The sequence below is a fragment of the Paenisporosarcina sp. P4_E4_2 genome, assembly GCF_056401595.1.
This window is the reverse complement of record NZ_JBFUJC010000266.1, coordinates 1-4,316: the sequence shown is the minus strand read 5'-3', so window position 1 is coordinate 4,316 and position 4,316 is coordinate 1. Positions and strand designations below refer to the sequence as shown.

The window sequence follows — 4,316 nt, the reverse complement described above, 5'->3', positions numbered from 1 at the left end:
CTGTTTGAGGGCGAGAAATATCTTGGTACTACTGGTGATGCATTCGAAGTCGTGTCCATATTTGTCTGGGTCAAAGATACAATGAAACTGCAAGGCTTTACACGGGACGATTTTTTATTCCTGGAAAAAGAAATCTTGATGAACTACCCAGAAGCAGATATCAGTTGGAAAAATCCTATCGAAAAATTGATGAAAAACCAATAAGAAGAAACCCGACACGAAAAATTTTTTATTAAAAGTCAAGAATTAAAGTTATAACTTTATTACAGCAGTATTCTTTATATAATGTGTAACATTATAATGGTCTAAGTTTAAGCTGAACTAATACAGACAATTAGTTCAGCTTTTCTTTAACTATAGGCAAGGTTAGTTGAACAAAGTCTTTACATTTTCCATAAAAAAGCTAAGAGAAAAATACTAACGGGTTGGTTGAAGGGGAGAAAACATTGAATAACAACTTAATAGGGGACACAATTCACATATGAATTGGTGTCTCCTATTAAGTTGTCTTATCAATGCTCTATTCAATTTGACATACTAATTAGCACATCAATAAGAATGCAAATTGAAGACACCACATAAATTTATGCGGTGTTGTTAAAAACAATGCTAAAACTGAGGTAGTTCGTTTAATATTAAGCGAACTTGTTTTTTGTAAGAATTTGGATATTTTATGTTATATTATATTTGAAGATTGTGAAATACTTCACTTAAACTAACGGGGCAGTTTAGTTGAACAAGGAATAAACGATTAGTTTATTGAATATAAAACTATAAGTAAGGTAGTAAAATAGTTTGGGGGAATTTTATTGAAACGTCTACTAATAGGAATATTGGTGATTATGTTTATCCTTATTGGGATGTATTTCTTGTCCTCCACAGGATCTTAATTGTATCTAACGAGTTTAGTTGAAGATTCTTGGGCTGCTAGGCAGCTCTTTTTTCTTATTGAACTAACGGGGCAGTTTAGTTGAAGAAGGTTTAAAAATTATAGGGGGAATTTGGGTGTTTAAAAAAAATAAACAAGTCATTATTTGGGTTATCATTGCTATTGTTCTTGTTTTATTTTGGCTCTTGCCACGAGGAGATGACAAGGAACAAATAGCAGGTGAAATTAAAAACCATTGGAACGTTACAAACATAAATCATATTGAAGTAATTGATGACAATAAATCAGTTGCTTTTTCCAAAACGGCTGATGGTACTGAGATGGAAATGTATCTTGAAAAATCGTTGTTTTCTTGGAAGAAAAAAAGAGATTATTCCTTTATTCCAGAAGGGATAACTGAACCAATCCACCTTTCATTTTTCGATTCTCCTTTTAGCAATGAAGAAGAATTTAATGCTGTTTTACTAAGGGTATTCGATAAAGAAATAGATAGCGTGAAAATTGTCAAAGGTGGGGATTCAATTCATAATTTCAAACTTCTTGCTAAGGATTCAGATGAGAAATTTGGATTGTTTAGAACCAAAAGTGATGAAATATATGATGCTGATTATATTGCTTACAATAGTGAGGGTGAAGTAGTTTATAGTAGTAAACCACCACAATAAAACTTCAAGGAACATAATAAACTTATTAAAGTAACAGATGCTTTAGTAAAATAATGATAGTAAATATACGTCAAAAAACGTTCAGATTTCTGAGCGTTTTTATTTGCCATTTATATTGTTAATTTGCTGTTGAAACACATGCCGATATTATGATAATTTACACTGTCAATAGCGTTTTTCTCCCCATCAACCCGAGAACGAATGAATGTCAATGGTCGTGAGCGAAGAATCATATGATCACGCACGTAGCTTACAAGGTGCTTTATATGTAGAAGATGCGAAAACTGTTGCAGAAAAAATTATTTTCCTGCGTAAAAACGTAGGCATTACTCGTTTTATGTTACACGTTCCTCTAAGTGTAATACCACATGAGATGTCATGCGTTCAATTGAGTTATTAGGAAAAGAAGTGGCTCCAATCGTTTGTAAAGAAATCGCACGTTTGGAAAAAGAAAAAGGTATTTTATATGTATTCTTTAATCGATAGCCTTGTTAAAAATAACTTAACAAGGCAAGGCTATCTTTGCATCTCAATAATTGTCTATTTAAACTGTTCAAATTGATTGGCAACCCACCGCTTTTGATTTTGTGCAACATATTGTTCTACGGCTATTAGTCTATTCACTAATTCTTCCTTCGTAAGCTTCTTATACTTTGTTTTAACGAGGTTGATATCACGTTTGGGAGAAATCTTCCTTAAACTTGATTCATCAAATTTTGGCGTCTCTATGGGCTTTTTACGCACCTTATTCACTTTAAATGTTTTACTATGCTCTTTGTAATAAGCATATAAATCATCATTACGCTTAATTGTATTCGGATGAATCCCTTTCCCTTGAGGATCAAGCTGCTTAGAATGCTTGCTAATATTATGATATGTCACGGGAATACCTCTATTAACGAGTATATCAATTGTTTCAACACCAATAGAAACAGAACGTTCTTTACGCTGCTGATGCACCTTTTCAAGCCATTGGCGATTATCTGAATGGATTATGTTGGACTGTTGGTTCATATTGACGTTCCTCTCTATATTGTTTTATCAAGTCAATCTCTTTTAGTTCGATCTTAGCTTGCTTTGCCATTTCTTTTGCTTTGCGAACTTCAACTTCTAATCCTAATTGTTTAAAGCGTTTCTCCATATCCTTCGATAATTGAATTACTTCTAAAAGTTCTCCTTCTTGATCTGGTTCTGGAATTTTAGCTTTGCAACCCAAACATTGCATTTTAGTAGGACAAACGTAATCAGTGACGCACGTACCACCTAATACTTTATTGAATACACCCACTTTTTCTATATGATCATCTAACTCTTTTTGCAACTCTTCACCACTTCTTAAATACGCATCATCTATATCTACATAGCTGGATATTACATCATGCAATTCTCTTACTGATTCTGCAATTTGGGTAGGAGTAGGAGCCGAGTAATAACCAGTGACATTCAAATCCTTTTGATGCAACATTTTACCTACAATGTCAATCGACATTTTTTGGCGTTGCACTGCTTCTGTCGCAAAAGCATGACGTAAAAGATGTGTTTTAATTGTTACAGGTTTTCCATTAGGTGTTTCAAAAACTAAACCATGAAGTAGAAAACGAATTGAACTGTATATTGCCCTTTCTTCAAACGCTTTACCCTCATATTGAAAATAATAAGGTTTAGGTTCTGAAAATAGATGCTTTCTTCTATATCTATAATGAACCTTTGAGATGTTAGAGGAATTATAATGTTCTTTTAACATTCTTGATACAGTTTGAATTAACCCCATTGTCTGCTTGCTAATATAAAATTCTTCTAATGAATCTCTACCTTTAGGAACTGCTTTAAAAGAGAAGTGTAATTTGTCTTTGACTTTCTTCACTTCTATACATTCTTTTGTATTATTGATTTGAAGTAATTCATTAATTCTTGCACCTGTAGTTGTTAAAATATCGATTGCTAAAATTCCAAACGTACAAGCAACATAAAACGGTTCCACATCAATTAATATTCCCTCTGACTTTTGTTTATTCTGTGTAATAAAAGTTGAAGGGCTAAGGACTCCTGCTTGTCTTGAGCTGAAAGGAGTGGGATGTGTTTTACCGTTTGATTCATAACCATGCATTGATAAATAATTCAAGATACCCTCATGTTCTTCTATAGGTCTACATTTTTCCCATCTTCCTATCACATTGTACTCAATTAGCTCATTAAACCAAAGCCCCTCTACATCAGGATCAATATTTAGTGATTCTGCATATATAAATTCAAGGAAATACATATTATTTTCATCGGAGTATGTTACTTTTCTTTGTTCAGCTTGTTTTATAACAGTGTCTGAAAACTGTTCCCGATGGTTAAGAACAAATGAAGGCTTATCCCATAAACGAAAATAAAAACGCTCTCCTATACGTTCTGGTTCATCGTAATAAAATTCAGAAGGAAGAGTAATTGATTTTGTTTCAACTTTGTTAATTTCCTTATGAAAAGCATCTCGGAGTCTTTTCATTTGATTCCAACGGAAATTTGCTTCTGCACGAATAGATGGGAGGTGTGGCACGATAGCATCCGTTTCATCTTTTCGAATAGCCTGTGCTTTTTCTATCGCTAATTTTGAGAAAGAAAAATCGCGATTGTTAAAAGATGGTTGTTCAAATAAATATTGTTTAAAATATCCCTGTTCCTCAACAGAGAGTTTGCTTCCTATCCATTTATTCGTTTTATAGAAGATCGTATTAAAAACACTTAATATATCTTTCCTTTTGTTGTAGGAATCATCC

The 4,316-nt window shown here is 33.0% G+C and carries 3 protein-coding genes and 2 pseudogenes; 3 read left to right on the top strand and 2 right to left on the bottom strand.

What is annotated here, in order from left to right; all coding sequences use genetic code 11:
• The 3 genes and pseudogenes from AC1DSB_RS15105 to AC1DSB_RS15095 form a co-directional block, all read left to right on the top strand.
• Positions 1 to 204, top strand: a pseudogene (locus AC1DSB_RS15105) (sigma-w pathway protein ysdB); the annotation flags it as partial.
• 801 nt (positions 205 to 1,005) lie between these two features.
• Positions 1,006 to 1,554 (top strand): hypothetical protein, encoded by a 549-nt coding sequence (locus tag AC1DSB_RS15100; protein WP_477587020.1) that lies wholly within the window; start codon positions 1,006 to 1,008, stop codon positions 1,552 to 1,554.
• A gap of 177 nt (positions 1,555 to 1,731) precedes the next feature.
• Positions 1,732 to 2,040 (top strand): annotated as a pseudogene (locus AC1DSB_RS15095) (LLM class flavin-dependent oxidoreductase); the annotation flags it as partial.
• Between the two features lie 54 nt (positions 2,041 to 2,094).
• Here AC1DSB_RS15095 and AC1DSB_RS15090 read toward each other — a convergent pair.
• Positions 2,095 to 2,568, bottom strand: a complete 474-nt coding sequence (locus tag AC1DSB_RS15090) for a hypothetical protein (RefSeq protein WP_477532464.1) — start codon at positions 2,566 to 2,568, stop codon at positions 2,095 to 2,097.
• Positions 2,534 to 4,316, bottom strand: a 1,783-nt coding sequence (locus AC1DSB_RS15085) for a site-specific integrase (RefSeq protein WP_477587019.1), incomplete at its 5' end; no start/stop codon positions are given. The genes AC1DSB_RS15090 and AC1DSB_RS15085, both read right to left, overlap by 35 nt.

What these genes read in the sequence shown, in the direction of transcription:
- AC1DSB_RS15090 (WP_477532464.1), bottom strand. Translation starts at nt 2,568, where the DNA reads ATGAACCAACAGTCCAACATAATCCATTCAGATAATCGCCAATGGCTT.